The sequence below is a fragment of the Paenibacillus sp. GCM10023250 genome (assembly GCF_042653205.1).
Taxonomy (GTDB): Bacteria; Bacillota; Bacilli; order Paenibacillales; family Paenibacillaceae; genus Paenibacillus_Z.
Window position 1 is genome coordinate 105,939 of record NZ_JBHSHY010000012.1, and the last position, 26,589, is coordinate 132,527.

The 26,589-nt window shown below is 62.8% G+C and carries 25 protein-coding genes and 2 tRNA genes; 8 read left to right on the forward strand and 19 right to left on the reverse strand.

The genetic code is table 11. The features are described 5' to 3' along the window. Positions 1–102: 102 nt before the first annotated feature. Positions 103–774: a PspA/IM30 family protein gene (locus ACFPB1_RS12270; RefSeq protein WP_379225539.1), complete on the reverse strand. Its 672-nt coding sequence runs from the start codon at positions 772–774 to the stop codon at positions 103–105. A gap of 416 nt (positions 775–1,190) precedes the next feature. On the opposite strand from ACFPB1_RS12270, the gene ACFPB1_RS12275 reads away from it, so the two are divergent. The 3 genes from ACFPB1_RS12275 to rbsK all read left to right on the forward strand — a co-directional run bounded on the left by ACFPB1_RS12275 (position 1,191) and on the right by rbsK (position 3,001). Continuing rightward, a complete protein-coding gene (locus ACFPB1_RS12275) occupies positions 1,191–1,724 on the forward strand; it encodes a hypothetical protein (RefSeq protein WP_379225541.1) in 534 nt (177 codons plus the stop codon). Between the two features lie 61 nt (positions 1,725–1,785). After that, a tRNA-Pro gene (locus tag ACFPB1_RS12280) sits at positions 1,786–1,862 on the forward strand. A 224-nt stretch (positions 1,863–2,086) separates the two neighbouring features. Next, positions 2,087–3,001, forward strand: coding sequence for a ribokinase (gene rbsK, locus ACFPB1_RS12285; RefSeq protein WP_379225543.1), 915 nt, complete (start codon positions 2,087–2,089; stop codon positions 2,999–3,001). A gap of 263 nt (positions 3,002–3,264) precedes the next feature. Here the strand turns inward: rbsK and ACFPB1_RS12290 are convergent, their stop codons facing one another. Then, a complete protein-coding gene (locus ACFPB1_RS12290; RefSeq protein WP_379225545.1) occupies positions 3,265–4,665 on the reverse strand; it encodes a HEAT repeat domain-containing protein in 1,401 nt (466 codons plus the stop codon). A gap of 180 nt (positions 4,666–4,845) precedes the next feature. On the opposite strand from ACFPB1_RS12290, the gene ACFPB1_RS12295 reads away from it, so the two are divergent. After that, positions 4,846–5,691: an AraC family transcriptional regulator gene (locus tag ACFPB1_RS12295; RefSeq protein WP_379225547.1), complete on the forward strand. Its 846-nt coding sequence runs from the start codon at positions 4,846–4,848 to the stop codon at positions 5,689–5,691. Positions 5,692–5,798: 107 nt separating this feature from the next. Here the strand turns inward: ACFPB1_RS12295 and ACFPB1_RS12300 are convergent, their stop codons facing one another. The 7 genes from ACFPB1_RS12300 to ACFPB1_RS12330 form a co-directional block, all read right to left on the reverse strand. Next, complete coding sequence (locus ACFPB1_RS12300; protein ID WP_379225549.1) at positions 5,799–6,950, reverse strand: stalk domain-containing protein; 1,152 nt, start codon at positions 6,948–6,950, stop codon at positions 5,799–5,801. A 166-nt stretch (positions 6,951–7,116) separates the two neighbouring features. Then, positions 7,117–7,977 (reverse strand): cation diffusion facilitator family transporter, encoded by an 861-nt coding sequence (locus tag ACFPB1_RS12305; RefSeq protein ID WP_379225619.1) that lies wholly within the window; start codon positions 7,975–7,977, stop codon positions 7,117–7,119. A gap of 279 nt (positions 7,978–8,256) precedes the next feature. Continuing rightward, complete coding sequence (locus ACFPB1_RS12310; protein WP_379225551.1) at positions 8,257–8,679, reverse strand: DUF1284 domain-containing protein; 423 nt, start codon at positions 8,677–8,679, stop codon at positions 8,257–8,259. A 50-nt stretch (positions 8,680–8,729) separates the two neighbouring features. After that, the gene (locus ACFPB1_RS12315; RefSeq protein ID WP_379225553.1) at positions 8,730–9,497 is read right to left on the reverse strand and encodes a GNAT family N-acetyltransferase; all 768 of its coding nucleotides are present in this window, start codon (positions 9,495–9,497) and stop codon (positions 8,730–8,732) included. A 115-nt stretch (positions 9,498–9,612) separates the two neighbouring features. Then, entirely contained in the window at positions 9,613–10,875 is a 1,263-nt protein-coding gene (locus ACFPB1_RS12320) for an alkaline phosphatase (protein ID WP_379225555.1), read from the reverse strand. Between the two features lie 125 nt (positions 10,876–11,000). Continuing rightward, complete coding sequence (locus ACFPB1_RS12325; RefSeq protein WP_379225557.1) at positions 11,001–11,525, reverse strand: hypothetical protein; 525 nt, start codon at positions 11,523–11,525, stop codon at positions 11,001–11,003. Between the two features lie 131 nt (positions 11,526–11,656). Further along, positions 11,657–12,424 carry a hypothetical protein gene (locus tag ACFPB1_RS12330; RefSeq protein ID WP_379225559.1) on the reverse strand — a complete coding sequence of 256 codons (768 nt, stop codon included), beginning with the start codon at positions 12,422–12,424 and terminating at the stop codon, positions 11,657–11,659. A gap of 360 nt (positions 12,425–12,784) precedes the next feature. Here ACFPB1_RS12330 and ACFPB1_RS12335 point away from each other — a divergent pair, with 360 nt between their 5' ends. From ACFPB1_RS12335 to ACFPB1_RS12345, 3 genes are all read left to right on the forward strand, one after another. Further along, positions 12,785–14,617, forward strand: a complete 1,833-nt coding sequence (locus tag ACFPB1_RS12335; protein ID WP_379225561.1) for a DEAD/DEAH box helicase — start codon at positions 12,785–12,787, stop codon at positions 14,615–14,617. Continuing rightward, on the forward strand, positions 14,614–15,549 hold the full coding sequence (locus tag ACFPB1_RS12340) for a YqhG family protein (protein WP_379225563.1): 936 nt from the start codon (positions 14,614–14,616) through the stop codon (positions 15,547–15,549). The genes ACFPB1_RS12335 and ACFPB1_RS12340 overlap by 4 nt, the downstream gene beginning before the upstream one ends. A gap of 149 nt (positions 15,550–15,698) precedes the next feature. After that, complete coding sequence (locus ACFPB1_RS12345) at positions 15,699–16,619, forward strand: hypothetical protein (RefSeq protein ID WP_379225565.1); 921 nt, start codon at positions 15,699–15,701, stop codon at positions 16,617–16,619. 35 nt (positions 16,620–16,654) lie between these two features. Here ACFPB1_RS12345 and ACFPB1_RS12350 read toward each other — a convergent pair whose 3' ends face one another. Further along, on the reverse strand, positions 16,655–16,843 hold the full coding sequence (locus ACFPB1_RS12350) for a YqzE family protein (protein WP_379225567.1): 189 nt from the start codon (positions 16,841–16,843) through the stop codon (positions 16,655–16,657). A 137-nt stretch (positions 16,844–16,980) separates the two neighbouring features. Between ACFPB1_RS12350 and ACFPB1_RS12355 the strand changes: the two genes are divergently transcribed. After that, positions 16,981–17,748, forward strand: a complete 768-nt coding sequence (locus ACFPB1_RS12355) for an N-acetylmuramoyl-L-alanine amidase family protein (RefSeq protein WP_379225569.1) — start codon at positions 16,981–16,983, stop codon at positions 17,746–17,748. Here ACFPB1_RS12355 and ACFPB1_RS12360 read toward each other — a convergent pair. From ACFPB1_RS12360 to ACFPB1_RS12400, 9 genes are all read right to left on the reverse strand, one after another. Beyond that, the gene (locus tag ACFPB1_RS12360) at positions 17,716–18,531 is read right to left on the reverse strand and encodes a divergent polysaccharide deacetylase family protein (protein WP_379225571.1); all 816 of its coding nucleotides are present in this window, start codon (positions 18,529–18,531) and stop codon (positions 17,716–17,718) included. The two genes, ACFPB1_RS12355 and ACFPB1_RS12360, sit on opposite strands and share 33 nt — an antisense overlap. A gap of 153 nt (positions 18,532–18,684) precedes the next feature. After that, entirely contained in the window at positions 18,685–19,101 is a 417-nt protein-coding gene (locus ACFPB1_RS12365; RefSeq protein ID WP_379225573.1) for an exosporium protein C, read from the reverse strand. A gap of 158 nt (positions 19,102–19,259) precedes the next feature. Then, on the reverse strand, positions 19,260–19,814 hold the full coding sequence (locus ACFPB1_RS12370; protein WP_379225575.1) for an HAD family hydrolase: 555 nt from the start codon (positions 19,812–19,814) through the stop codon (positions 19,260–19,262). A gap of 122 nt (positions 19,815–19,936) precedes the next feature. Further along, on the reverse strand, positions 19,937–21,739 hold the full coding sequence (locus tag ACFPB1_RS12375) for a right-handed parallel beta-helix repeat-containing protein (RefSeq protein WP_379225577.1): 1,803 nt from the start codon (positions 21,737–21,739) through the stop codon (positions 19,937–19,939). 281 nt (positions 21,740–22,020) lie between these two features. After that, positions 22,021–22,107: transfer RNA gene (locus ACFPB1_RS12380), tRNA-Leu, on the reverse strand. A gap of 106 nt (positions 22,108–22,213) precedes the next feature. Then, positions 22,214–23,350 (reverse strand): efflux RND transporter periplasmic adaptor subunit, encoded by a 1,137-nt coding sequence (locus tag ACFPB1_RS12385; protein ID WP_379225579.1) that lies wholly within the window; start codon positions 23,348–23,350, stop codon positions 22,214–22,216. Between the two features lie 17 nt (positions 23,351–23,367). Beyond that, positions 23,368–24,246 (reverse strand): carbohydrate ABC transporter permease, encoded by an 879-nt coding sequence (locus ACFPB1_RS12390; protein ID WP_379225581.1) that lies wholly within the window; start codon positions 24,244–24,246, stop codon positions 23,368–23,370. A gap of 24 nt (positions 24,247–24,270) precedes the next feature. Next, positions 24,271–25,149, reverse strand: a complete 879-nt coding sequence (locus ACFPB1_RS12395) for a carbohydrate ABC transporter permease (protein ID WP_379225583.1) — start codon at positions 25,147–25,149, stop codon at positions 24,271–24,273. Then, complete coding sequence (locus ACFPB1_RS12400; protein ID WP_379225585.1) at positions 25,142–26,578, reverse strand: ABC transporter substrate-binding protein; 1,437 nt, start codon at positions 26,576–26,578, stop codon at positions 25,142–25,144. Before ACFPB1_RS12400 ends, ACFPB1_RS12395 begins: the two co-directional genes overlap by 8 nt. Positions 26,579–26,589: the final 11 nt, after the last annotated feature.

A 26,589-nucleotide genomic window follows, 5' to 3' on the forward strand; every position in this document is an offset into this window, starting at 1 on the left:
ACGTCCTCGCGGATGGAAGCGCGCGAAGCTTGCGGTCCATGCCGGCAGACGTTCTTTCCATGAGCTGGCTACTGCGGTACTTACTTGTAGTATACTACGAGCTTATTCTTTTTTCTCGTATTGCTTCATGAGCGCGGCCAGCTCGTCGTCGACGGCTTTGTTCCGGCCGAGCGATTCGAACTCGTCGTCGAGCGACTTGGCTTTGCTGCTCATTTCGTTGCTCGCCTCGGCTTGCGCTTCCGCCTGCAGCATTTTCTCTTCCATCCGCTTCAGGCCGGACATCGCCGAGTCGGAGCTGAAGCCTGCCATCGACTTGTTGATGTCGGCTTGCGCTTTCGCCGCTTTGTAGCGGGCCACGAGCGTTTCGCGCTTGTTTTTCATTTCCGTCAGCTGGTCGCGCATCTCGCTCAGCTTCGCGCGGAGATTGTCCGCGGATGCTTTGTTGGAATCGTAGCTGAGCTTGTATTCATCGCGCTTCTGCTCAGCAGCTTTCTTCTCTTCCAGCGCGCGGCGCGCGAGCTCGACGTTCTGCATGGACGCCGCCGTGTGCGCTTGCTCGGTGCGCTTCTGCACGAGCGCGTCCTGTTCCTCGTACAACTGCTTGAACCGTTTCTCGATCGCGATTTGCGCGGCGACCGCCTTCTCGGCGTCTTCGAGGTCGTCCTGCATGTCGCGGATATATTGGTCCGTCAGTTTGATCGGATCTTCGGCTTTTTCGATCAGGGCGTATACGTTCGACAACGTAAGGTCGCGCAGGCGTTTGAATACAGACATGGTTCTTTTTCCTCCTTGGGGTGTGCTGTTCGTCAGCGTTTATGTTACCTATTACGGCTGCGGGAGACGATTCGTTTCAAAAAATTAATCGCGAACGGGGGCTTCCTCCGCCATTAGTTACCCTTAATTTACCATACGGAACCGAAACAAGAAAGGAGCTTTTCGAGGCGATTCCCGCGAATAGTCCCTCATACGTCCCGGAACGCGGGCCTTAAGCCGGATTCGTAAGGACCCGGAATGCGGCGTTGGCCGGAATGCCGCACTAGTCCTTCCTGCCCGCCTCTATATACACGATACAATCTATATATGTATGGAAACGGTTGCGCGCGGCGGCGGGCTGGCGTCATGAGCCGCCGCCCGCGGGAATAAACTGTACAAACGGCGGCCGCCCTGCCACGGCCCAAGGAGGAACTCCGATGGAAGACGCTTTCGTCGAGCAGCAGCTCGAGCTGCTCCGCGCCGAGCGGTGCGCCGTGCACCGCGTCGCCGCGGCGCAGTCGGGCGACGCGGTCATTCTCTATTCGCCGCCAGAGAGGCTCGATATCCATGCGCGCATCGTCTACGAGACCGGGATCGCCACCAAGCGCCATCTCACCGATCCGGCCTTGCACGTGACGCCGGCCGGCGGGACTGACAACGTTTGGACGCTGCAATATATCCGCATTCTAGGCGACAAGATCGGCCGCGGCTACGGCTCCCTAATGATGAAGCAGCTGCTGGCGCTCGCGGAACGCGGGAACGTCGCCCGCATCGAAGGCCGGATGCAGCAGGCCGGGCACAAAGACCACGCGGAGCGGCTGCGGCACTTTTACAGCAAATTCGGCTTCGTCATCGAAGCGGATTCTAGACTCAGGTGGGACAATCCTACGTACCGGATTGCGCCCCCGGAACATCCCTCCGCACCGAAGCCGGGATTCCGGTTTCGTTACGCGAAGCGAACCGAAAAATAGGACTTGCATCCTTTTTGGAGATTATGATAATATTCCTCTTGTGCTTAACACTTCTACTTAACGGGACGTAGCTCAGCTTGGTAGAGCGCCTGGTTCGGGTCCAGGAGGTCGCATGTTCAAATCGTGTCGTCCCGACCATTTCTTTAGCGCAATTCTTGTTGAACAACACGCATTCTAATCATCGCTAGACCAATTGCGATCAACTAACGCTCGGGCGCCGCCCGGGCTTTTTTTATTGCCGATTCGGGCTGCGGATCGCGCTGGAATTGACGGTCGTTTTCGGGCCGTGCTATAGTCGCGGTAGATCGCTTGCAAATGGTACCAGACGCGGTGCCGAAATTCAAAGCCAAAGGATGATTCGGATGGCGCGGAAGCCGAAAATCGCCGTTGTCGGCAGCTTGAACATGGACTTGGTCCTCTCGATGGAGCGCATGCCCCGGATGGGCGAAACGATTCAAGGGGACAGCATTCACTATATTTCCGGCGGGAAGGGCGCGAACCAGGCGGTAGGCTGCGCGCGTCTCGGCGCGGACGTCGTCATGATCGGTGCCGTCGGCGGCGACGCGTTCGGCTCTCAAATCCTGGCGCGGATGCGGGGCTTCGGCGTCGATACGGCGGCGATCGCGGAATTGAAGGACGCCGCGACCGGCACCGCCGCCATCCTCCATACCGAAGGCGACAACTGCATCGTCATCGTGCCCGGAGCCAACGGCCGCTGCACGCCGGAGATGATCGAGACGCACCGGGCATACATCGCGGGCGCCGACGCGCTGATCGTGCAGCTCGAGATCCCGCTGCCCGCGGTAGAGACCGCGCTGCGGATCGCCCGCGAGGCCGGCGTGCGCACGATCCTCAATCCCGCGCCGGCCGCGGCCTTGACGGACGAGCAGATCGCGCTCGGCGACTATTTCACGCCGAACGAGACGGAATTCGATTACTACTACGGCAGCTCTGCCGCGAACGAGGATGAGCTGTTCGCCCGGATGCGGTCATGGCGCGAGCGCCATCCGCGACAAACGCTGATCGTGACGCGCGGCAAGCACGGCATCTCGTGCCTCGCGCCAAGCGGCGGCGATATCGTGACGGTCCCCGCGCCGATCGTGGACGTCGTCGACACGACGGGCGCGGGCGACGCGTTCAACGCGGCGCTCTGCTACGGCCTCGCCGCCGGCCGGCGCCTAGAGGACGCGCTGCAGCTGGCCGTCAAGGCCGCGTCCCATTCCGTCACCGTGTTCGGGGCGCAGGACGGCATGCCGGCGATGGCGGAGCTCGACTAGGACGCACGGTTTTCGCGGCGTCCGCGGCGGTTGGGTCTGCGCCGCCCCGGCACTCCGCTCGCGACGTGCACGATATGCCCCGCCGCGGGGTAAGCGGGCGCTGCCTCGCGACGCGGGCGCTGTGCCGCTCGCGCCGAGGCGCGTTTGCGAGCGGCCGGCGCCGGCCCGCGGCGGCCGCAAGAGGCGCGCACGGCAAAGAGGCGATGCATCCGCATCGCCTCTTTGCGTTGCCGCGGCTTGGCCGAGCGTCCAGCCGCCTCGCGTCAGAACGTGCTCGCCGGCGTCGTGTCGGAGCACCAGCGCGTGTTGAACAGCTCGTGCATCAGCACCTCGTGCGCCTCCGGCGTGCCGATCGCGCGCAGCGCCTCCAGCGCGTGGCCGCGCACGTAGCGGTTCGCGTCCTCGAGCGCGCCCGCCAGCGCCGGCACGGCAGCCGCCGCGCCGGGGCCGACGCGCACGAGCGACAGGCCCGCCGTGAAGCGCACCTGCGTGTCGGCATCCGAGAGCGCCTTGATCAGCGCCGGGACGACGGCTGGCGCATCGGCGCTCATGATGCCGAGCGCATCCACGGCCGTGCGCCGCACCTCCACGGCCGAATGATCGAGCAGCGCCGCGACGCGCGGCACGGCGCCGTCGACGAAGCCGCGCAGCTCGGAGAGCGCGAAGACGGCGTTGTTCACGGCCGTCTCGTCCTCGCTGCCGAGCAGGGCCGTCAAGCCCGGCACGGCCTCGGCGCCGGCCGTGGAGAGCCCGTACGCCGCGATGCGCGCACGCTTCTTGTAGCCGCCGCTCAGCGCGGCTAGCAGCGCTTCAATGCCGGCCGGTCCGCTTGCCGCCAGGTCGTACGCCGCCGCGAGGGCGTCCGGCTCCTTCGACTCCTTCAGGCGCGCCGCCAGCGCTTCGACCGACGCCGCGTCGCCAGGCTTTGTGCCCGCGCGGGACGCTACGCGGCCGGACAGCCAATTCCAGACCTCCTCGGCGATCTCGCGATGAGTCGACGGTTCGCCTCCGGCTACCTGAGCGAAATCCGCCGTCCGGTTATCCCAGGACGGGGCCGTCGGCGCTTGCGTCCGCATGAATTCGAATTTCAGCATGAAGCGCGGGCTGCCGAGCAGGTTCGGCGTGGAGCGGTGCCAGATGTCGTAATGAATGAGTGCGAATGTGCCCGCTTCCCCTCTCGCCGTCGCTTCCTCCTCCATCTCGTCCGACGCGAAGTTGCGGCCATCCTCGTACTGCGTGCCCGGTAGCACGCCCGTCGGGCCGAGCTCCTGCGGCGTGTCCTGCGGGAAGTACATGATCATCGCCCACCACGGATGATGGTTGCGAAGCCGGTCGTAGCCCCAGTAGCTGTCCTTATGCCACGCCCCCGGCTTCGGCACGGCGTTGTAGTGGCCGTGGCGGTGCGTGTGGAGCAAGTAGTCCGGTCCCAGCACGCTCGTCAGCGCGCCGGTCACGACGGGGTGCTCGAACACCCGCTGCAGGTCTCGGATCCGCGGCAAAATATTATTGCCCGGGTTGCCTTCCTTGTCGTAAATCTCGTTCAGCTGCCCGACGAGCCGTTCATGGAATTCCTTCGGAAAATCCGTCTTCAAAATCAAAAAGCCGTTCACGATAAACGATTTCATCTGTTCGTCAGTCAGCAAAAGCGGCTGGCGCTGCGTCATGGCCATCGTCCTCCTCGGTTCTCTATTCCTCCCCATTATAGGATCCGGCCAAGCGCATTCAAATGGCCAAGGCTAAGAATGAAGGTGCCAAAGTTAAGGTATCCGTTTTCACGGCCGCCCAAATCGTCTATGATGAATCCATAAGATTCCGAACGACGCCGTCAGTGAGGAGATTCCCGCATGAGCATGAGCATGAACATGAAACGCGAGCACGGCGCCCTGACCGACCTGCTGCATTCGCTGCAAATCGATCTGCAGGTCGCGTACCGGACGCAAGTAACCCACGAGTGGCAGGACTACGACTTCGTGCCCGAATACAATAAGCTCTACTATATCCTCGAAGGGGAAGGCTGGGTCAAGTCCGGCGATACGGAGCTGCGGCCGGTCCAGGGCGATCTGTGCCTGCTCCCCGCTTACGTCACCCAGTCCTACGCGACGCTGAAGAACCGCCCCCCCTACTTGAAATACTGGTGCCATTTCACGGCTTCGATCGGTCCGTTCGACCTGTTCCAATGGATCGGCGTGCCGCTCGCGATTTCCGTGGCCGACCGCGAGGAAATGACCGCGCTGTTCAAGCTGCTCGTCGGCTCGTACGGGAACGCCTCCGTCGTGGCGCGGCTGCGCGAGAAGTCCGTGCTGCTCGAGATTCTCTCCCGCTACCTGGAGCACGTGCCGATCGCGATCCTGCAGCACCGCTCGGAGGATCTGAAGCGGATCCAGTTCATTCAATCGTACATTGACGCCCATATGGAAAGCGGGCTCAAGGTCGAGGACATGGCGAAGGCCGCCCACCTCCACCCGAACTATTTCATCGCGTATTTCAAAAAGCAGTTCGGCGTCCCGCCGCTCAAGTACATCAGCCGCCGCCGGGCGGACAAGGCGAAAATCCTGCTGTCGACCACCTCGCTCAGCATCAAGGACGTCGCGGATCAGACCGGCTTCAAGGAAACGAATCATTTCGCGAAGTTTTTCCGCAAGGAGACGGGGCAAAGCCCGTCCGAATACCGCGCGCTGCACGGAAGATGACTGCCGCCCGCCACGGCGGACGATAGGAACGACGGATCCGGCAGCCCCGGCGACGCGCAAAAAAACGCCCCCGGCTTATGCCAGGGGCGTGGGGGCGTTCGCGATGCTTATCGGCGCACGTTGTAGCCGATGAACGTTTTGCTTTCCAAGTCGAATACGACCGTCAGCGGTCCGAGCAGCTGATCTTGGTCGGTCTGGTACGTAACCGTCACCAGCTTGCCGCCTTTATCCTTCGCGGCTTGCAGCAGCTTCTTCGCTTCGTCGGTCGTTGCCAGCACGCCGGATTCGGACGCGTTCACGAGCTCAACGGACGCTTCGTCTCTCTTCGTCGTCACGTGGGACGCTTGGCCTTCAGGCAGCTTGCTCCACGCGAGCTTTTGGAATTCGGTCACTTGAGCGGGCGACAGCGTGTCTTGGGCCGGCTTGTCGGTCAGCGCGACGAGGTAGTGCAACGGGCTGATCGGCGGGAGGCTCTTCGTCATTTCCGGTCCGTAGTACGCGACGACTTTCGTGCCCGGCTTCAGGCTTTCCCATTCGATCGACGAACCTTGGGCGTTCATGAGCTTCGTTTCTTTGCCGGCGTTCAGCACGACTTGCGACAGACCGGCGCCGTGCTTCGCTTGACCGATCGTCACCTGCCAGCCGTCATCCGTATGCTTGACGCCGGTGATGACGTCTTCCTTCACGAGGCGCTGGCTGCCGACCGTGACTTTCACGGCGTGGGATTGCCCCGGGAAGCTCATCGTCATGACCGGACCGTATTCGGCGACGATCTCCGTGCCGGCTTTCAGGTCTTTGACGTTGACATTCTTGCCGCTTGCGTTCGTCAGCTTCGTATCCTTGTCGACGGTCAGCAGCACCCAGCTGTTCTGGCCGCGGCCGACGACGTCGAGACGATACGCGCCGTTGTCGAGCCGGCTCACGCTCCGCACGACGCCGGACAGCATCATCAATTGCGCCTCCTCGCCGCCGTTTCCGCCATCGTTGCCTTGATCGCGGGACGTCAGCGTCAGGCTTCTGTCTCTCGGATTATACTTGACGTCGTACCCGAGCGCATTCGCTTCGCTCTTCGCCGGCAGGTAAGCTTGGCCGTTAATAAAGACCGGTTTCATGGACGTCTTCTCGCCGTCGACGATGACCTTGATGTCGCTGCGCACGAAGCCGCTGACCTTTTGGAAAAAACTTGATGCCTCCGCGGCGACTGCCGAACCCATCAGGCCGACGAGCGTTGCCGCGATAATGATTTTCTTCTTGTTCATAATCTGCTGCTCCTTCCAAATTGTCATGATGTAGTGTTGCAAGACCTTACATGCCCCTTGACGGCAGGATTTCGAAAAAGGTTGCAGCCCCGGCGTATTTGCGACCATAGACCTAGCCCCGGGCATGCAAAGGCCGGCAAGGCTGCCCCTGCCGGCCGGTCCCGCATTACTCGTTCTCGTACCATGGATTCAGATGCACGAGCACTTCGTCCACCTCGGGATGCGCGTCCTGCACCTTCCGCTTGATCTTGCGGATGATGTCATGCCCCTCCTGGATGGTCAGCGTGCCGAGGACGGCCACCCGCGCGTCCACCAGCACGTAATGCCCGTGCTCCCGCGCCCGGAGCCGGTCGATCCGCTTCACTTCCTTCACCTCGCGCAGATGCTCGAGGATGTCTTCGATCTTGTCGGGGCTGAGGCTTTTGTCCATCAGCACGTCGACGGTCTCGCGCGCCATCTCGAAGCCGAGCCGCAGCACGAGGAACGAGACGATCACGCCCGCGGCGGGGTCCCCGTAGCTGAGCCAAGCGATGTCCGCGCGCTCGCCGATCCACGCGAGGAAGATCCCGACCGACGCCGCGAGCGACGCGTAGACGTCCGCCAAGTGGTCGTACGCCGTGGCCATGAGCGCTTTGCTGTTGATCGACTGGCCGACCCGCTTGGTATAGAGGTACAAGACCTGCTTCACGATGAGCGAAACGATGGCCGCGAAGAGCGCGATCAGGTGCGCTTCGCCCGGCGGATGGAAGAAGGCCAGCACGGCTTGGCAGCCCATGTACAGCGCCGCGAGCACGAGGATGAACGCGACGATGCCGGCGCCCAGCACCTCCGCTTTGCCGTGCCCGTACGGATGGTCTTCGTCGGGCGGCTTGCCGGACACCCGCATGGAGCTGTAGGCGGTGGCCGTGGCGATGATATCACCCGCGTTATGGATGCCGTCCGCGACGAGGACCTGGCTGCCGAATACGATGCCGACGATCAGTTTGATGCCCGTCAAACACACGTTGCTGAGCAGCGAGATCCACATCGCGACGACCGATGCACGATTTTCCAAGAAGTCTCTCCTCATCTCCTTCTGCCCGGCGCATTTCTCGTAGAGGCATCTTACCATTCCAGCCCATGGAAAATCAAATGGCCGGCTTCGCCCGCCGGCAACAAAAATCAGGCCCGGCCGCCATGCGGGGCCAGGCCTGATTAGCATACGCGCGTCTCGCCGGCGACGTTCGGGGCCGCTGCCTTGGGGGCGGGGCGGAGCGTGAACGGATTTGCCGGTTGAATGGGAGAATCCGCGCGGCGGTCAAGCCGCTCACTCCGGAAGCGGCGGCAGCCAGCCGCCTTCCTTGATCGTGCGCACGCCGGCTTCGCAGACGCCGTAGGACCGCCACTGGCATGTATGGCAGAGCGTCCCGATATCTTCCGGCGCCACGCCGGCGCGCACATGCTCGATCACGGCCGACCACGGCAGCGTCGAGCCGACGCGCAAATTCAGCTTGGCGAGGGCGCCGCCATCGAGCCGGGCGACGGACGCGTTCTCGCAGTGCGGTTCCGCGTCCGCGGGAAAGCAGGCGCACAGCTCGTCGGGACCGGCGACGATCGTCACCGGCGTGCCGGGTTCGTCCCTCAGCTGGTTGTAGACGCGGGCCATATTGGCGGCATACGCCGCCGAGTAGCCCATGCCCCGGAAACCGAGCAGGCAGAGTAAATGATGACCGCGAAGCCGGATCGTCATAGACGGGCATCCCCTTTTTCATTAATATTGGTGATTGCGCAGCCTGGCGGTCAGCGATTCGGTCGCTTCTTGACCCGGTACCAGTACGGATACAGCTCCTCGAACGACAGCCGCGCGTAGAGCCGGTTCGCCGGTCCGTTGCTCTGCGCGACCTGGAGGTAGCTCCGCGTGGCGCCGCTCCGGGCCGCCCACTGCAGCATGCGGCGGATCAGGCGTTCGCCCAGCCCTTGACCGCGGAAAGCCGGAGCCGTCGCGATGTCGTACAGGCCGACATGCTTACCTTCGAGAACCCCGAGGCCGCATGCAGCGGGCTCACCGCCGACATACAGCGTAAAAAAGCCCGTCTTCATCGTGATCGCGTGCATGATCCGCGCGGCGGCACCTTCGTGGCAGGACGCAATCCCGCTGAAAGCGCACATGTGGTCCAGCCAAGAGTAGGAGAGCCGGTCCTCGCATTCGATCGTCACGTCGGACCGTTCGCGGGGCGGCTTGCCAAGGCGCGCAAAGTCCGTTAACAGCATAACACGGGACGGCGATTCCAGCACGTAACCGCGCGCTTCCAGCAGAAGATCGAGTCCGGCCGGGGCGAAAGGCGTCAGCTTGAAGATCGTATCCTGGCCGGCGCGGCAGTAGAAGGCTTCGCAGGCTTCGATTTTCCGCTTCAGTGCCGCTTCCGATTCGTCGCCCGCATAGAACGGATGAACGGAATTCGCGCGTTTGGTATAACCCTCCGCCAAGCGAAGCAGCCAGCCGCCATGCACCACCGTCTGCTGCGCGGGCCATGCGTTCATCGTCAACTCTTCAATGGGAACTGCCAAGAGCCAAGCCTCCTCTCCCGGATTTTTATGTATTAATATACACATATTAGTATGATAATTCAATAAAAAAAACTGCCTCCGCATGCGGAGACAGTTTGTTTCGCGCTGATTGTTGTTACTTCGGCAGCTTGATGCCCATCGCTTGCGCGAGCCGCGTGAAGATGCCCGTGTTCTCGTAGACGCCCGAGAACAGCTCCGAGCCCGTGCCCATCGCCGTTACCGGAATGTCGACCGCCGTATGGCCGGACGTCGTCCAGTCAACGACGAAGTTTCTCTTCGACTTCGCGATTTGGAACGGACCGTCTTCTTTGGAAATCGTGTCGCCCGACTCGTCGTTCGCGTCGACTTCTTCGATCGAGAAGCCGCCCGTTTCGTGGTCGGCCAGGACAAGCACCAGCGTATCCGGATGCGATTTTGCGAAGTTCTTCGCGACTTGAACCGACTTATCCAGCTCTTGGCCGGCTTTGATCGTCAGCTTCGCGTTGTTGTTGTGCGCCATTTCGTCCGTCGCTTCTTCTTCGACCATCAGGAAGAAGCCTTTTTTATTCGCGGACAGAGTGTCAAGCGCTTTTTTCGTCATGTCCGGCAGCGGAACGATCGGATTGTAAAGGTCGCCTTCGCCTTCCGGGCGTTGCTGGAACATTTCTTCGTTCGCGAACAGGCCGAGCAGCTTGCCGCCTTTCGCCTTCTCCATGTCGGCTTTCGTTTTCACGTAGGTGTAGCCGAGCGATTTCGCCTTGTCGACGAGGTTGCCCTGCGTGCCTTTGCTCTTCTCGGACGGATCTTCGACAGGCTCGTCCTTGAACGCGCCGGCTTGACCGGCCGGGAACCAGAAGTCTTCGCCGCCGCCGAGCAGAACGTCGACTTTGGTTTTCGTCAGGTACTGCAGCGCGATGTCGCTCTGCTTCGAGCGGTCTTCGACATGCGAAGCGAACGCGGCAGGCGTGGCGTCCGTGACTTGGCTCGTCGTAACGAGACCCGTGGATTTGCCCGCGGATTTTGCATATTCAAAAATCGTTTTTACGCTTTTTTTGTTGGCGTCCACGCCGATGGCGCCGTTGTACGTTTTTACGCCGCTGGCGTAAGCCGTCGCGGAAGCCGCGGAGTCCGTAACCGGAACCGTGGAGCCCGTATGAACCAAACCGACGTAAGGCATCGCGTCCATGGCCAGCTGGCCCTTTTCGCCGACCGTTGCCAGGCGGATCGCGTCGCGCTGAGCCGTGCCCATGCCGTCGCCGACGAAGAGAATGACGTTCTTCGCTTGTTTCGATGAGGCGGATACTTCATTCTTGCTTTGCGCCGCGATGAAGCTCGTCACGACGAGCGCCGCTGCCGTAATACCGATGACCGAAGACTTCCATCCCATATTGGCTTTCATGTCTACGCCTCCTAATCTCTTTTCTCTAGCATGATAGATCGAGATTATTAAGCGGATGTCTGAGCGATGTTAAGTTCCGGTTAATTTTGGCAAAACGAAGCGAAATCGCGACCTTGATGACGTACTCAAGGCTCAGCACGTTCGCGGAGCCATGTGCGCAAACCTTCGTAGAATCGTGCGTCAGCACGATAAATTTTGCCTCTGCTATTGATTGCGCCATGCTCGTTTACATCTAGCTCGTAATTGCGATGATCCGTCAAGACAACCGTCAGCAGCAGCGTTTCGCCGTCGTTTCGGACGTTTTGGCCGCCGATGCGGCGGCGAAACGTCGATGTACGGAACAGCGCCCCCAGCTCGAACCGCTCCGTCTCGCTAAAGCCGGAGACACGGCTCCGTTCCACGGCCCCGTCCTTGATGCGATCGATGTATATGGATTCGATCGAATCGGAAGACGGCAGAACGGCAGACGCCGGGAGCGGAATCAGGAAATAGGCGGCAAGCAAGACTGCCAACGCGAGTGGCGGCAGCAGAATGGCAAACCATCGTTTCCGGCGCCTATGTCCCTTGCCGCTCCCCGGCGATCCGCCATCGGTGCCTGTCGCCCTTTGCGCTCGAACAGCGGCAGCGCCAATGCCGTTAGCTTTTTTCATAAGGCCATTCTCGCCGCAGCCGTTCGACGGACAGTTCTCGCACCCGGGCGAACGCGAGCTCGAGCGTGCCGCATTCCGGCAGCGCCTAGCATGCCTAGCTTCATCGTATTACCTCCGTGCGGCCGCGCGGCCTAGTCGAATTGAATCGAAGCGGTTCCGTAGACGGTCAACGCTTGCTCGATGACCTGCCGGTCCATTCCCGTATGCCGATGAATGCGCTCCACCCGATCCGCGAGCGAGCGCATCGGCTCTTCCTCGGTCCGTCCCCGCTTCCCGCTGAGGTAGCTCGCGTCGTCGCCGAGCTCCCAGTGCAGCACCTCGGTCTCCGTATAGATCCGCCGTTCGACGAGCGGCTTGCGCAGCAGCCGCTGCGAGTATTCGCCTGCCGCCAGCAGCGCGTCCGGCGCGATCGGACGCAGGTCGTACGTCTGCTCGCTCCGCTTGCCGTTCGGCCGCAAATAGACGACGTGCAGCCAGCTGTCCCGGACGGACAGCGCGACGCGCGCGCCCGACACGAACCCGGCGAGCGGTTCCTCCGTGAAGTCGCCGCTTCCGGCATCGATCAGTATCGGCTCGATCCATTGGTCGCCGAGATCGCACAGATAGGCGCGTCCCCGCCCGTCCAGCGCCGCAACTGCGACGTGCGCGTTCGGCGTCAGCAGGTCGTGGCCGACGGCGTACGCCGATATCCCCTCGCGCCGAAACGCGTCGATCAGCCACAGCGCGAGGTCGAAGCAATTGCCCGACGAGCCGTACCGCTCGCGGTGCAGCCGCATCAGCTCCACGCTGCGCTGCTTGGGCTCGTTCCCCGACCGGTAATGCCAAGCTTTCGTCAATGTTTCCATCGGAAAATCGTCGAAAGCGTGCCAAACCGCTAAGATCTCGGATGCGGCTCTCATCGGCGCTGCCTCCCGTCTATCGACGCATCGTACTTCCGCTGCTTCATATGGATGCATCCTCCCCTTCGATTCTCGAGCGGTTCGCTAGGGCGCTCATTCCCTACCCTGCGTGCCTATTTCGCGCCCGGGCGGCCAAAACCCTTTTCCTTCGCCGCGCTTCGTCGCCGCCCGGCCACCATTCCGGATCCGCCTTCGCCGAACGATAGCTGAACTAGCATCGCGCCGCGCGCGCGGTCTGCAAGAAACCGCCGCTCCTTTTCGCGCCCCCGCCTTATGAATTCGTGATTCGAGGGCCATACTAGCGACATACAGTTTCCGTTAATTTTGTCGGGATCTCACATGAAAGGAGCCCCTCCCTCCATGCAACCGGGTAACGATTCTGCCAAAACCGAACCGCAGCCCGCTTCCGCCGCGAGCGTCACGGCGAGGCGCAAGCTGCATCCCAGCGTCGACCTGCATTTTGACCGCACCTGGCTCCACCAGCTTCAGGACCGGGTCGACCGCAACGGCCCGTGGGACGACTGGACGCTCTACCAGTTGGCTGTCGAAGCGGAGCAGTCCAAGCTGATCGGCAGCTTCGACGATCTGCAGTGCCTGCGCAGCCTGCCGGCGTTCGAGCCGATGCCTCACCAGATCAGCACCGCCCGCAAGGTGCTGCACGAAATGAGCGGCCGGGCGATATTGGCCGACGAGGTCGGCCTCGGGAAGACGATCGAAGCCGGGCTCGTGCTCAAGGAATACATGGTCCGCGGGCTCGTCAAGCGCGCGCTCGTGCTCGTGCCGGCCTCGCTCGTCCTGCAGTGGGTGCGGGAGCTGAACGCGAAGTTCGGCATCGCCGCGGTCGCTCAGAAGAAGGAGCATTCCTGGGGCTACGACGTCGTCGTCGCGTCCATGGACACGGCCAAGCGCGACCCGCACCGCGAGCGGCTGCTGAACCAGGATTACGACATGCTCATCATCGACGAGGCGCATAAGCTGAAAAACAAGAAGACGACCAACTACCAGTTCGTCAACGCGATGCGCAAAAAATATTGCCTGCTGCTGACGGCGACGCCCGTGCAGAACGACCTGGACGAGCTCTACAACCTGATCACGCTGCTGAAGCCGGGCCAGCTGGGCGGCCAGAGCGAATTCGCGGCGAACTTCGTCGTGGACAAGCGGCTGCCGAAGAACGAGGACCAGCTGCAGGAAGCGCTTCAGGCCGTCATGATCCGCAACCGCCGCGGGGATGGCGGGATCCACTTCACGAAGCGGATCGTTAAGAACATCCCGCTGCAGCTGTCGGCCGAGGAACAGGCGCTCTACGACGCCGTGACCGCGTTTGTGAAGGAACGCTACGAGGAGAATCAAGGCGACTGGACGAGCATGCTGTCGCTCGTGACGCTGCAGCGCGAGGTGTGCAGCAGCCGGGACGCGGTCTTCCTGACTCTCGTGAACATGTTCAAGAAGACGGCGGAGGATTCCCCGATTCGCGCAAAGATCTGGCAGCTCGTCGAGGTCATCCGCGGCATTACCGCCAACTCGAAGGCCGAGAAAGCATTGGAGCTCGTCCGCGCGATGAAGGAGAACGACAAGGTCATCATCTTCACGGAATACCGGGCGACGCAGGAGTATTTGCTGCAATATTTCCGGTCCCACAACATGGTGGCCGTCCCCTATCGCGGCGGCATGAACCGCGGCAAGAAGGATTGGATGATGGACCTGTTCCGCGGGCGCGCGCAGGTGCTCATCGCCACCGAAGCCGGCGGCGAAGGCATCAACCTGCAGTTCTGCCACCACATGATCAATTTCGACCTGCCGTGGAATCCGATGCGCGTCGAGCAGCGGATCGGCCGCGTGCATCGGCTCGGGCAGACGCACGACGTGCACATCTACAACCTGTGCACCGTCGGCACGATCGAGGAGCATATCGTCAGCTTGCTGCACGAGAAGATCAACCTGTTCGAGCTCGTCATCGGCGAGCTGGACCATATTCTCGAGCGGTTCGAGCAGAATGAGACGCTGGAGCAGCGGCTGGCCCGGCTCGTGATGGAGTCGGGCACGAACAAGGACGTGCTGCGGCGCGGCATCGACGAGCTCGGCGATTCGCTCAGCCGGATCCGGGACGAGGTCGAGTCGGAGGAGACCGACGGACTGGGTGCGGTCGATACCGTCCTGAACGCCGTCGGCCAAACAATCGAGGTGAGACCATGAACGAGCGCCAAATCCACAAATTCGTCCAGCGGTACCTGGAAGCGACCGAATGCCGGATCGTCGAGAAGTCGCCGGCGCACTTCCAGGTCAAGCTCTCGCCGCGTGCAGACCGCGACTTGACGAACCGGTCCTACTATTGGAGCTTCGTCGACCGCACCGGCGCCGAGCCCGAAACGATGTCCATGCTGCTCGTGACGGACAAGAACAAGTACGACGAGTTCTCGGCTGCGCCGGCGCCGAAGCCCGCATCGCAGCAAACGTCTGCCGTCGACGCCGCGCTCGGCCGCTCCCTCGGCTACGTGCACGGCTCGCTTAACGCGAACGTGCGCGTGCCGCGGGAGGATCTGTATTTCGGCTCGCGCCGGCTGGAGCAGCTGTTCGTGTCTTCGCGGCAGAGCGGCAGCTACCTGTGCCTGTTCCAAGAACCGGATAAGCGCAGCAGCCACCCTCTCCAGTCGACTGCTTACAGCGCTTGGCTGGGGGTTAATATGAAGGTAGAGTTCCTGTGCGACATGAAGCGGGAGGAGATTCATTCCTTCGGCGTCTCGCTCGCGACGGGCCAATGCATGGAGCAGTTCAACGACCGGCTGCTGCAGCACCGGATGACGCCGAAGCTGCCGCCAAACGTACACACGGCCAAAAACGCCTTCACACTCGCCAAGGCGGCCTCGATCGCGGAGCAGACGCTGGAGCGGAAGCTTCGGGGCTACGATTACGGCTGGGCCGACGCGGCCAACAAGCGGCTGGATGACGAGCTCGCCACGATCCGGCATTATTACGAGCCGCTGATCGAAGGCGCCGACGAAGAGACGCGGCCGGCCGCCCAGGAGCAGTACGAACGGCGGCAGGCGGAGATTCGCTGGCAGTACGAGCCGCGCGTCCAGGTCTCCGCCATAAACTGCGGCGTTTTTTATTTGCAGGGCATCGGTTAGCGAAATTCCGGCAAAATTAGAAGCCGGCTTGTCCCGTTTTCCTGACAGGAACCAACACCTTCTCCGCACGCATTGCGCTACAATTGGCGTTGTCAAGTACTGTCAGCCCTTCGTCAACCATTCTACGGAAACTGCAGGTGATGCCGTTAATGAACAAATGGACCGCGATGTTCGCTGCCGTCTTGGCGGCCGTGCTGGCGCTCGGCGCCGGCATTCCCGGCCGCGCGGCCTCTGCCGCCGCGATGGCTCCCGCGGCGTCCGCGCCGGCCGAATCGGCGCTGCAGCAGCATGTCCGGACATGGACCGACGCGCTGTCGAAGCAGCCCGCCTTTCGGGCGTGGACGTCCGCCGAACGGACGATTGCCCCGCTCGGCCCAGGCACGCACGGCTGGCTCGTGACCTTCGCCGCCGGGAGCAAGCCGCTCGGCTACATGATCGTGAACGCCACGCCCGAAGGCGGGTACCGGCTCGGCGAATACGGGGTCGGCGCGCACCCCGCTTTCTATCCCATTACACTGTATAACGCGCTGATCCGGCAGGGCCTGGTCGGCAGCTACGCCGAAATCGCCAAAAAGCCGCTCCGGCTGGAACGGCTTTATCTGTCTCCGATGCTGGCGGCCTGGAAATGGTCGTCGGCCGGCGGCGAGACGTATTATTTGGATGCCTGGACCGGCGAAGCGCTGCCCGTGGACGACGCGGCGTGGCAGAAGCAGTCCAAGCGGACGCCGGGCGTCCTGAAGGCGGCCGCCGGATCCGGCGCCGCGGAACTCGGCCAGCTGACCGCCGTTCGTTCGAACCGCGCCTTCGATCCGTTCGAGCGCATGCCCTGGCTGACGAGCACCCCGCTGTCCGCAAATCAGGTGCAAGGGCTCGCCGGCATGCTGGACAAGCTTCTGCAGATCCGGTACACCGCCGAGCTGTTCAATGCTTCCGTGCTGCAGGTACTGCCCGCGGTCGGTTATCACGGCTGGAACGGCGGCCCGCTCTACGTCGCGTTCGATCAGGCCTTCCCCGGCACCCGCTACATTCCCGTGGACGCGCTCAATCGCGAAGGCCATTTTTATCGTTGACCTCGGCGGCAAGTCTCGTCCGGTTCTCGGCTGCGTTAGTCGCGGGACGAACGCATCCATTGCGATAGCGCGAGCCCGCCCATGCCGAACCAGCGCGCCAGCCAAGGCTCTTTTTGGGCTTTGGCTTTTTTGCGGTTCTCCTTGCGCTGCGCCTGCGGCGTCTCCATGAAATCGACCACGCGGTCGGTCATGTACCGAATATATTCCTCCGTCCGTTTCTCCATGCTGTCAGATCTCCCCTTCGCTCGAATTGATAAGCTTCCATCCTCAGTCTCCCCGCGAACGATGCCTTTCAAACATGAATGACTTGCCTTGGTCCGAGCCACGCTAAGGATGATCAAGTTGGCATAGGAGGATGACGATGCGCGAACGATTTTTTGGGTGTCGCCCGATTCGCATGGGGATGACGCTATTGGCGGGGGCCGTGTGGCTGTATTGCTGCAGCGCGAAAACGTCCTCGGCGGCACCGGCGGAGCCATGGGGGGAGGCCCCTTCGGCGCACTCCCTGCTCGAAGGCCAACTGCCGACCGATTACAGCCGCGCCCTTCCGACGGCGCAGGTGCTGATCGACGTCGGCCACGGCGGCATCGACGGCGGCGCCCACCACGAGCAGATCCTGGAGAAAGACATCAACCTGGCCGTCGCGAAGAAGGTGTATACCATGCTGCGGTCGCAAGGCATCCGGACCGTCTTGAACCGGAACGGCGACTACGCGCTCAGCGACGACAACCGCTGGAATCCGGGAGCATCACGGCATCGCCGGGATTTGTCCCAGCGCAGCCAGCTGACGAAAGAAATCAGCACGCAAATCTTGGTCAGCATTCACGTCAATTGGGCGCCGGACCGGACGGAGCACGGACCGCTCGTCCTGCATCAGAACGAAGGCGAGAGCGCCCTGCTCGCCTTCTGCATCCAGGATGCCCTAAACCGAGGGCAGAACACGCGCGGGCTTCCCCGCGTCGGCAAGCCGTTCTACCTGCTCAACGTCGTCAGACAACCGGCCGTCATCGTGGAAATGGGCTTCATCAGCCATGAAGGCGACAGGCGCATGCTGACGGACGCCGCCAAGCAGACCGAGCTCGCCGCCGCCATCGCGTCAGGGGTGCGGAATTACATCCTGCTCCGCTGACGAGATGAGCATGTCGCTCAGCCGGACGAACTGCGCGCTGTCCTGCAGCCGCGGGATCGCGTCCTTCAGCGCGGCGGCGGTCAGCTTGCCGGGCGGGCCGACGTGGCCGATCGTCACGCAGCTGTCGTTGCTCTCCAGATGCTTGCGCAGCAAGCCGATCTGCTTCATGATATGGTTCATCGAGTAGACGTCGTCGAGAAACACATCGTTGGACAACAGCGGCACGCCGAGCTCCGCGGCAACCTTAGGGACCACCGTCTTATACGACGTCCGGCTGTCGAGGAAGAACAACCCGCGCTCCTTCACGACGGTCAGCACGACGCGCATGACCCGCTCATCCGCCGTTGCTTTGGAGCCCATGTGATTATTCATGCCCACCGCATAGGGCACGTCGTCGATCGCCGCTTCCACCCGCTTGCGGATCTCGGCGTCGTCCATCGCCGTCGTGATGGCACCGGGGCCGAGCCATTCGGGCTTGCCCCTCATCGGCTCCATCGGCATGTGCACGATGACGTCGTCGCCCAGCTTGTGCGCGAGCTTCGCGTCCCGCTTCGTCGTCGGCATGAACGGCATGATCGCCGTCGTGAACGGCACGGGCAGCTGCATCATCTCCGGCGTCCCCGTCATTCCGTTGCCGAAATCATCGATGACGATCGCGACCTGGCGCTGGCCGGCCGGCTCGTCCGCTCCTTCCGCGGAAGCGCGCATAGGCGCGTTCCACGGGCTAAGCGCGATGGCCAGCGCCGCCGCCGCGAGCGCCCGCCGGCTGCGTATCTTCTTCATCGCTTATCCCTTCTTTCCGCTTTTGGCTGCATCGGTTACATTGTTTGTGGAAAGAGGAATAATTATGTACGAACAGGACGAGCAGCGGGGCTGCTCGTCCTGTCGGCGTGTTTGCGGCACTAAGCCGTCATGCTGTGATTCGCGAACGATCGGTCAGACCGCGAAAACGGCCGCGCTGACGTTCATCGGACCGATGATTCGGCCCGTCGAGCCCGGCTCCAGGTTTTCCACGTAGAACGTGTACGCATGCGCGCCGGCCGAAACGTTGATATCGATGACTTGGAACGTGGCGATGCCGAAATGCTCGAATCCGGACTCGAAGGGTTGCTGGATATAATAGATTTCCTGGTTATCGCGGAATACGCGGAACAGGAATCTCGGAATCTCCGACGTGCCTTCTCCGCCGAACGTCGCGACCAATTGGACGCGGTTGTTAAGCGCGTACTGCGGCAAGACGAAGATGCCGAGCTGCGACAGGATCACTTTGTTCGGCGTTTGCGGAACCTCGATCGCGACTTGGTCCGTGACGACGGCGGGAACGCTGACGTTGTAGTCGATTAGTTGCGCCATGGCGATAGTCAACTCCTTTCCTAACGGATGCTTCCATTCTATGAAAACGGAAATGCGTTGGTATGGACGAGTCTTCTATCCCATGGCGGACTTTTTACAGCTAACTGCGGCCACGTATGGATGGCAGCAGCATGCGGCAGAGACGATTCACGCGCGTATTAATAAAATGGCACGTTGCCGGCACGCAGCCGCTCTTCCAGCTGCTCCGCGAGCTCGAGAAATTCCAGCGGATCGCGGATCGTATACATCGGAATCTCGCTCTCGTCGGCCGGCTCGTGCGGATAACGCGTCGTCCAGCTTTGGAAGACGCTGACGATGCCGAGCGCGTTCGCCCCTTTGACGTCGCGGCTCAGGTTGTTCCCGACCATGACGATGCGGCCGAAATCGGCTTCGTTCAGCTCCAGCGCGCCAGCCGCCGCCCGGAACATGCGCGGGCTCGGCTTGACGGCCTTGATCGTCTCCGAATAGATCATCGTCGTGAAGTAATCGTACAAGCCGAGCCGCTTGTACATGTTCTTGAACGACTGCGCGTCGCCGTCGGCGACAAGCGCCAGCGTGTAGCCCCGCTCGTACAGTGTCTTCACCATGACGTCCGCGCCGGGAATGACCTCGGCGGTGACGACGATGCCCTCCTCGTCGCGAATTTCCGTGGATTCGTCGATAATCGTATCCCCGCTGTCGAGGAAAATAATCAGCTTGCGTTCGCTCTTCATCCTTGCGCTCCTCTTTCCTGTTACGTGATCTGATCGCTTGCCTCTCACTTACGCTTCTTAAATGATTCGGCTGATCGCGCTCGCGGCCTGCTCGCTTCTTGCTCACGCGGTTCCCCCGCCGTTTAGTCCCGTACCTCGACGCGCAGCCGCTGGCCCTCGCCGACCCGCAGGCCGTCCGGCGCCATCCGCTTCACCGCGGCGACGCTCGCCGGCAAGCCGTCTTCGGCGAAGGCGTTGCCATTGACGGTCACGCCGCTGCAGGCGTCGAGCCGGATGAGGCTCGCGGCCGCGGGCGCGCCGTCCTCCGCGGCCCCTTCCGCCGGTACGACCGCGTTGTTCGCGAAGCGCAAGCCCCGGACGCTCTTCGCGTCCAGCGCCGCCGCCAAGCTCGTCTCGATCCGGTTGCCCTCGATGACGATGCCTTCGTGCACCGGCGAGGCGGCGTCTGCGACGCGGTTCTCCGGCGCGACGCAGATGACGGGATGCTCCGCGCTGCCGCAGCCGGCGAACCGGTTGCCCCGGATCGTCAGATCGCGGACCGGACCGGACTCGAACCAGCTCTCCGCGTCGTCGGCGACGAGCACGCCGCTCATCGTCGTGCCGTCGAAGACGTTGCCTTCGATGACCGCCTTGCGCCGGGTCGTCACGAGCACGCCCCGCGTCGGAATGCGGGCGAAATAATTGCCGTGCACGTGCAGCTCCGGGTTCCACGTGACGTTCTCGACCGCGTCTCCGGGTTCGGCGCCCGCCGGCGCATCCGCCTCCAGCGTCAGCAGCCAGTCGCGCGGGCTGACCGCTTGGACGGCGCGCACCCGGCCCGAGCCGTACGGCAGCAGCGTCGCGCTCTTGACGAACGCCGCCTCGTCGCCGGGAAAGAACGGCTGGAAGCCGTATGTCTGCGGATGCATGAAGCGCAGCAGCACCCGGTTCGGCTCCGGCATGCCGACGAGCCGCAGATGCGTGCCGTGCACGTTGACCGGATCGTCATGGCCGCCGATGAACCGGCAGCCTTCGATCTCCACCCGGCCGCGGCAGCCGGAGACATGGATGAAGTCGGCGAACGCCGTCACCGTCCGGCCCGTCTCCGGCCGCGGCGAGAGGTCCAGCTCCGAGAAGCGCAGGTCTTCGCTGTACTGGCACACGATGCCGAGGCCGTGCATGAAGTGAATGCCGCCGCCGGTCAGCCGGATGTTCCGGCTGCGGTGAATGAAGACGCCGACCTGGTCGCGCAGGCCGTCGCGCACTTGCAGGACGCGGCCGGCGGGTTCGCCGGACGCCCCGTCCAGATGGAAGCGAAGCCGCCCCGGCGCCAGCTCCTCGGCGCGCGCCGCTTCTCCGAGATTGTCGATGCGCCAGGTCCGGTTGCGGACGGGGTCGAACGCCTGCATCGGGCCGGCGTTGAAGCGCCAGCCGTCGCCGGTCCAATAGACCTTCCCGTCCTGCAGCTCGTACCGGGAGTCGGGATGCACCTCGACGTCCATGTAACCGGTCCCGGCGGCCGTCACCGTCATCTCGGCCACCGTCGGACGGACGTAATCGAGATGGAGATCGCGGATCTCGACGTCGTCGCAGCCGTCCAGCGCGAGCATGGTCACCCGCCCGTGGAACAGGAAGAGCGAGCCGTTCCCGTCCAGCGTCAACCGCCCGATCCCCTTCAGCAGGATCGCGATCGTCTTCGTGACGTCGGGGTTCTCCTCCTCGCTCGCCGTGTTCGTGATGTAATACGGCGCCCGGGCAGCCTCGCCGGGATAAAAATCGTACCGCCCCGGCGGGCATTCCAGCACCGCCGGCCCGGCATGCCTCTCCGCCGCTTCAATCGCCCGCCGCATAGCGGGCAGCGCGTCGCGGCCCGAATCCGGCACCGCGCCGTAATCCGTCAGCCGGATGCGCGCGACGCCTCCCGTAACCTCGTATGCGGTCTCCATCGTCTTCCTCCTCACCGGTTAGCGCGCCAAGATAGGTTAAGCGCTTAACCTACGATACAACGAAACGGCTGCCGGTTCAATATCGAATTGCGCCAACGAATGCAAGAAAGGCGGCTGAGCGCCGCCTTTCCTATTCGCCGTTCCGCCGTGGAAGCCCTTCTCGCGCCCATCACCTGCAGAATTGCCGGATGGCGCATACGATCGGCCGTATCCACTGCCCTAATCGGGCATATAAACAGCAAAAAGGCCTTGCTGTCGCAAGGCTTGTTCATTGTAGAAGTTGGTGCGGTCGAGAGGACTTGAACCTCCACGGCTGTTACACCACTAGAACCTGAATCTAGCGCGTCTGCCAATTCCGCCACGACCGCACATTCGGCAGAAGTCGCTTCGCTTTCGAGAAGCGGCAAGAAGTAATATACCACAGCCGAATTCAGAAAGTCAACCCTTGATTTTTAGACTGCCGCCGGCAGGCAGCTACCGTCTCACGCGCGTGCCGTCCATGAGGAAACCGGTGGCGTTCACCACCACCTCCTGCTGCTCGAACAGCCCGTCGGCGACCGCCGTGACGTACGCGTTGGCGTCCGCGATCTTGATCGGCGTCTCCACGACGTAATAGGCGCTGCCGAGCGGACCTTCGTCGGCCCGCAGCGTGTAGACGTACGCGCCGCGCGCATCGCGATGGACGGCTTCGTTCGGCACCGTCACGGTCTGCTCGCCGCCTTGCTTCGCGATCTTCACCTTCACCCGCTCCCCGCCTTTCAGCGCGCCGCCCTTGAGCGCGACGGTGACGCGGCTCGGCGGCGCCGCGGGCGAAATGCCGCCGGAATCGTCCGTTGGCGGCGGGTCGCCCGCACCCGCTTCGTCGTCGATGGCCGCGATCGTGCCGGTCAGCTGCCGCTCGTCCTTGCCCGTCAGCGTGATCCCATCCAGCTGTTCGCCAGGCTCGAGCAGCGCGGCGACGTCGCCCGGCACGAGCAGCCGAATCTCGTACCCTTTGGCGGCATCGGCCAGCACGACGTCGGGCGCGCCGCCGGGTCCGAGACCCTCGGTCGCGCCGACCTGCGTGACGACGCCGTCGAACGGCGCCGAGACCGACCGGCCTTCGGCGATGCTCTTCTGCAGATTGTGCATATGCTGCTGCTGCGTCGCGATGTCGAGCTCGGCCGATTCGATCGCCGTCTTCGCGGCGGCCTTCGCGCCCTCGTCTCCGCCGCTAGCCGCGACGATGTAATTCGCGTGCAGCTGGTCCATCGACATATTCAGCTTCTTCAGCTCCGCCTCCATGTCGGCCAGCTGCTGCTGCGCCTCGCTATCGTCGTATTCGACCAGCGCTTGGCCGCGGCTTACCCGGTCGCCCGGATGGACGAACACTTTCTTCACCTTCCACCCCGCCGGATTCGCAATGTCCCGCGTCTGCCCCGGCTGTACCGTCGCGCTGCCTTCGTACTCGTGCGCGATCGCGCCCTTCGCCGCGACCGCGATCGCCACCTTTGGCATCGACAGGCCGCGCAGCGTGTTGCCCGCCAGCGTGCAGACCGCGAGCAGGACGAGGAACGCGCCCGCCGCGAGATGCAGCTTTCGTTTGCCGGATCGGGACGTCCGTTCTTCCATGACGATCACTCCTGAATTTATCCTTTGATGCCCGATTGCTGGATGCCCTCCACGAAGTACGACTCCGCGTACAGGAACAGCAGCACCATCGGGGCCATGTACAGCGCGGAAGCGGCGAAGCCGATCCCCCGCGCCGAGCGGTTGATTTGGGCCAAGTAGAGCGACAACGGCTGCTTGGCCGCGTCCTGCAGGAAGATGAGCGGCTGCTCGATCATGTTCCAGTAATCGACGAACAGCAGCACGGTCAGCGCCGCCAGGCCCGGTTTGGCCAGCGGCAGGACGACCCTCGCGAAGATCGTCCACTGCCCGGCGCCGTCGATTTTGGCGGCTTCATTCAGCGCGTACGGGATATGCGCCATGAACTGGCGCATCATGAAGACGCCGAAGGCCCCGAAGATGCCGGGCAGCACGATCGCCGCCGAACGGTTCATCAAACCGAGCATGTCGATGACGAGGTAGTTCGGGACGAGCGTCACCTGGAACGGCATCAGCATCGTCATCAGATAGACGAGGAACAGTTTGTCCCGCCCCCGGAACCGCAGCCTGGCGAACGCGTAGGCGGCCAGCGAGCCGACGAGCGTCTGGCCCGCGACGATCGGCGCGACGAGCCCGGCCGAATTCCAGAACATCTGCAGAAATTTCGGGCTCAGGATCAATACCTGCGCGTACTGCCCGAACGTCAGCCAGTCCGGCAGCAGCTTCAGGTTCACGAACGCGTCCTTGCCGCCGCTCGCCGCGTCGACCATTTTCCCGATCAAGTCGTAGTTCCGCCCGATCTCCGCTTCCGACATGAGCGAATCGGCCAGCGTCAATCCGATCGGAAACAGCATGGCGGCCGCGAACGCGCCGAGCAGCGCCGTCAGCGCCAGCCCGGACAGCCGCGAACGATTGCGCATGCGCATGGTCTCCCTCCTTTCTCTCTACTCCGTGTATTCCCGAAACCGGCGTTCGGCGCGGAGCAGTCCGGAAGTCAGCACGACGATGCAGCCGACCATGAGGGTCGCCGCGGCCGTCAGCTTCTGGACGTCCAGCTCGAAGAACATATTGTTCATGTAATGCTGCAGCATGTACAGCCGGTCGTACGGGTAATCGCCGGCCAGCAGGTACGTCTCCCGGAACACCTTGAACGAATTGATGATCGAGATGAGCAGCACGAAGAACAAGGTCGGCGTCAGATACACGAGCGTAATATGGCGAAACTGATGGAACCGGCCCGCTCCTTCGAGGGAAGCCGTCTCGTAATAATCCTTCGGGATCGACTGCAGGCCGGCCAGCAGCAGAATCATGTCGTAGCCGATGTTTTTCCAGACGTACATGACGGCGACGATGCTCATCGACCAGTTCGACTGCATCCAATCGATCCGCGCCATCCCGAACGCGTGCAGCCAGGCGTTCAGCGCCCCGTTCCAGTCGAAGAAGATCTGCCACACCGTCACGACGGACGCGACGGGCACGACGAGCGGCAGCATGATGGACGTTCGGATCGAACCGCGCAGGAAGAGCGGCCGGTTCAGCAGCACCGCGAGCGTCAAGGAAAGCGCGACGAGCAGCGGCACGCCCGCGCCCGTGAAGAGCAGCGAATTGCCCGCCGCCTTGCGGAACGAGGCGCTCCGGAGCAGCTCCGCGTAGTTGCTCAAGCCGACGAACCGCCCGCCGAGCGCGCCGTCCGTGAACGACTCGTAAAAGCCGAGCGCGAACGGAATGAGGTAGAACACGGCGAAGCCGGTCAGGCTCGGCGCCAGGAAGAGCATCGCCGCCGCGGCGTCGCCGCGCGGCCGCGGCAGGCGAAAGCTACTCATGCAGGACCGTCGTCGCTTTGTTTTGGATCAGCTTCGCGACGTCCTCTGCGGATTTCTGCCCGGCGAAGAAGGCTGCCGAATCAGCCGCGATGATATCCAGCACCTTGCCGGAATCGCTCTTCTTGCGGGCAGCGCCCTCCGCGAAGTCTTCGAGCCGGTCGAGCTGGACGCCGTCGACCTTGAACGGCTTCCCTTGCAGCGGGCCGAGCGTGTCGGGCGTGATCGTGCCCTGCTGCTTCAGCGACGCGACGGCATCCCGGAAACGTTCCTTGTTGATCGGCAGGCCGATCTTCGTATGGTCCATCATGTAGTGCAGGAAATCCCACGCCGCGTCCTTCGCCTTGGAGCCGGCGTTGATCCCGATCTGCGAACCCGTCTCGAAGGAAGCGCCCTTCCCGGAACCGTCCGCGTGCGGCTTCACGTAGAACGCCGTGTCGTCGCCGAACACCCGCAGGCTGGTCAAATAATCGGTCGGCGACTGGATCGTCACGTTCGTGAAGTAACCCCTGCCCGCGGAGCCGACGACGCCTTCGTCGATCATGGCCTTGATCTGCTTCAGCAGTCCCGTGAATGCGGGCGAATCGAAGCTGGCCTTGCGGCCGGCTTCGTCCACGAACGAGCCGTAGTTGTCGGCGACGACGCTGCGCACGAAATAATCCGGTCCGCCAACCATCAAGCCTTCCCCGCTGACGATGGCGGAATCATACTTGCCCTTCGCCGCGACGAGCTGCCGTCCCGCCGTCATAAAGTCATCCCACGTCCATGCGCCGTCGTCGATCTTCACGCCGGTCGCGGCGATCGCGGCCCGGTCGCCGACCATTCCGCTCAGAGTGAAGGTCAGCGGAATGCTGAACGGGCCGGTTCCGCTTTGTCCGGCGCCAAGCACGTTCGCGAAATAATCGGACTTCCGGAACGACTTGTCCCCGTCCATCCGCGCACCCAGATCTTCCAATAAATGATGCCGTTCGTAATCCTCGGCGGCCAAGTACCGCAGGTCGAGCAGGTCGGGCCCTTTGCCGGCCAGCATCGCCGCGTTCGTGGCCGTCGTGAATTTCTCGATGTCGGCATCCGTTTGCTCGCCGTTCCCATCGTCGTTGCTGTACGGATGGCTGAGCCCGTACTTCAGCTGAATATCGATATTCGGATGAGCGGCTTCGTAGGTCTTGACCGCCTCCTCGTACTCTTTGTTCGGCCAGAAGACCGAGAAGACAATCGTCTGTTTGCCGCCGGAGGACGGTGTGTCTCCGCCCGCGTTCGCGTCCGACGTTCCGCCTGGGCCGTTCGCCCCGCCGGCCTCTTGATTCGAGCCCGCCAAGCCCGGGCTTCCGGCGCCGCCGTTGCTCGCGCCGCTGCCGCCATTGCCGCCGCAAGCCGCCAAGGACAATGCCATCAGCGTCACCGTCAGCAGTGTAAGTCCGATTGATTTCATAACGATCCAGC

What these genes read in the sequence shown, in the direction of transcription:
- ACFPB1_RS12345 (WP_379225565.1), top strand. Translation starts at nt 15,699, where the DNA reads ATGAACAAATGGACCGCGATGTTCGCTGCCGTCTTGGCGGCCGTGCTG.
- ACFPB1_RS12375 (WP_379225577.1), bottom strand. Translation starts at nt 21,739, where the DNA reads ATGGAGACCGCATACGAGGTTACGGGAGGCGTCGCGCGCATCCGGCTG.
- ACFPB1_RS12270 (WP_379225539.1), bottom strand. Translation starts at nt 774, where the DNA reads ATGTCTGTATTCAAACGCCTGCGCGACCTTACGTTGTCGAACGTATAC.
- ACFPB1_RS12300 (WP_379225549.1), bottom strand. Translation starts at nt 6,950, where the DNA reads ATGAACAAGAAGAAAATCATTATCGCGGCAACGCTCGTCGGCCTGATG.
- ACFPB1_RS12355 (WP_379225569.1), top strand. Translation starts at nt 16,981, where the DNA reads ATGCGCGAACGATTTTTTGGGTGTCGCCCGATTCGCATGGGGATGACG.
- ACFPB1_RS12395 (WP_379225583.1), bottom strand. Translation starts at nt 25,149, where the DNA reads ATGAGTAGCTTTCGCCTGCCGCGGCCGCGCGGCGACGCCGCGGCGGCG.
- ACFPB1_RS12330 (WP_379225559.1), bottom strand. Translation starts at nt 12,424, where the DNA reads ATGAGAGCCGCATCCGAGATCTTAGCGGTTTGGCACGCTTTCGACGAT.
- ACFPB1_RS12335 (WP_379225561.1), top strand. Translation starts at nt 12,785, where the DNA reads ATGCAACCGGGTAACGATTCTGCCAAAACCGAACCGCAGCCCGCTTCC.
- ACFPB1_RS12385 (WP_379225579.1), bottom strand. Translation starts at nt 23,350, where the DNA reads ATGGAAGAACGGACGTCCCGATCCGGCAAACGAAAGCTGCATCTCGCG.
- ACFPB1_RS12340 (WP_379225563.1), top strand. Translation starts at nt 14,614, where the DNA reads ATGAACGAGCGCCAAATCCACAAATTCGTCCAGCGGTACCTGGAAGCG.
- ACFPB1_RS12275 (WP_379225541.1), top strand. Translation starts at nt 1,191, where the DNA reads ATGGAAGACGCTTTCGTCGAGCAGCAGCTCGAGCTGCTCCGCGCCGAG.
- ACFPB1_RS12370 (WP_379225575.1), bottom strand. Translation starts at nt 19,814, where the DNA reads ATGAAGAGCGAACGCAAGCTGATTATTTTCCTCGACAGCGGGGATACG.
- ACFPB1_RS12325 (WP_379225557.1), bottom strand. Translation starts at nt 11,525, where the DNA reads ATGAAAAAAGCTAACGGCATTGGCGCTGCCGCTGTTCGAGCGCAAAGG.
- ACFPB1_RS12390 (WP_379225581.1), bottom strand. Translation starts at nt 24,246, where the DNA reads ATGCGCAATCGTTCGCGGCTGTCCGGGCTGGCGCTGACGGCGCTGCTC.
- ACFPB1_RS12290 (WP_379225545.1), bottom strand. Translation starts at nt 4,665, where the DNA reads ATGACGCAGCGCCAGCCGCTTTTGCTGACTGACGAACAGATGAAATCG.
- ACFPB1_RS12310 (WP_379225551.1), bottom strand. Translation starts at nt 8,679, where the DNA reads ATGACGATCCGGCTTCGCGGTCATCATTTACTCTGCCTGCTCGGTTTC.
- ACFPB1_RS12365 (WP_379225573.1), bottom strand. Translation starts at nt 19,101, where the DNA reads ATGGCGCAACTAATCGACTACAACGTCAGCGTTCCCGCCGTCGTCACG.
- ACFPB1_RS12360 (WP_379225571.1), bottom strand. Translation starts at nt 18,531, where the DNA reads ATGAAGAAGATACGCAGCCGGCGGGCGCTCGCGGCGGCGGCGCTGGCC.
- ACFPB1_RS12350 (WP_379225567.1), bottom strand. Translation starts at nt 16,843, where the DNA reads ATGGAGAAACGGACGGAGGAATATATTCGGTACATGACCGACCGCGTG.
- ACFPB1_RS12400 (WP_379225585.1), bottom strand. Translation starts at nt 26,578, where the DNA reads ATGAAATCAATCGGACTTACACTGCTGACGGTGACGCTGATGGCATTG.
- ACFPB1_RS12305 (WP_379225619.1), bottom strand. Translation starts at nt 7,977, where the DNA reads ATGTGGATCTCGCTGCTCAGCAACGTGTGTTTGACGGGCATCAAACTG.
- rbsK (WP_379225543.1), top strand. Translation starts at nt 2,087, where the DNA reads ATGGCGCGGAAGCCGAAAATCGCCGTTGTCGGCAGCTTGAACATGGAC.
- ACFPB1_RS12320 (WP_379225555.1), bottom strand. Translation starts at nt 10,875, where the DNA reads ATGAAAGCCAATATGGGATGGAAGTCTTCGGTCATCGGTATTACGGCA.
- ACFPB1_RS12295 (WP_379225547.1), top strand. Translation starts at nt 4,846, where the DNA reads ATGAGCATGAGCATGAACATGAAACGCGAGCACGGCGCCCTGACCGAC.